Origin of the sequence: Apilactobacillus apinorum, from assembly GCF_001281175.1 — a bacterium.
GTDB classification, from domain to species: domain Bacteria; phylum Bacillota; class Bacilli; order Lactobacillales; family Lactobacillaceae; genus Apilactobacillus; species Apilactobacillus apinorum.
Map to the genome: position 1 here is coordinate 2,237 of NZ_KQ440398.1, position 850 is coordinate 3,086.

At 44.8% G+C, this 850-nt stretch carries 1 rRNA gene; it reads left to right on the top strand.

Annotated features, from left to right (window positions below):
* Nucleotides 1–155 precede the first annotated feature (155 nt).
* Nucleotides 156–850, top strand: a 23S ribosomal RNA gene (locus RZ74_RS06820); the annotation flags it as partial.

Consider the following 850-nt stretch of genomic DNA (forward strand, 5'->3'; position numbering starts at 1 on the left):
TACTTGGTTCTTTGAAAACTAGATATTATTTAATTTCTATATTGAATTTGTATAAAAATACAATTTCAACCGAGAACACCGCGTTATTTTGAGTTTTAAAATATTAGTTTATTCGTAAATACTCAACTAACCAAACATCACGTAGTGATGAAATAGGTTAAGTTATGAAGGGCGCATGGTGGATGCCTTGGCACTAGGAGCCGATGAAGGACGGGACTAACACCGATATGCTTCGGGGAGCTGTACGTAAGCTTTGATCCGGAGATTTCCGAATGAGGAAACTCGATAATCTTAGTCGATTATCACCTGCTGGAGAATACATATCCAGTTTGGAGGCAGACGTGGGGAACTGAAACATCTAAGTACCCACAGGAAGAGAAAGAAATTTCGATTCCCTAAGTAGCGGCGAGCGAACGGGGAACAGCTCAAACCAAAGAGCTTGCTCTTTGGGGTTGTAGGACTGAACATTTGAGTTACCAAGTTAATTGATAGTCGAATTATCTGGGAAGTTAAGCGATACAGGGTGATAGCCCCGTAGGCGAAATCAATTAACCTCAGTTCAGGATCCTGAGTACGGCGACACACGTGAAACGTCGTCGGAATCCGGGAGGACCATCTCCCAAAGCTAAATACTCCCTAGTGACCGATAGTGAACCAGTACCGTGAGGGAAAGGTGAAAAGCACCCCGGAAGGGGAGTGAAATAGTTCCTGAAACCATGTGCCTACAAGCAGTCAGAGCCCGTTAATGGGTGATGGCGTGCCTCTTGTAGAATGAACCGGCGAGTTATGCTAACATGCAAGGTTAAGGCGAAAAGTCCGGAGCCGTAGCGAAAGCGAGTCTGAATAGGGC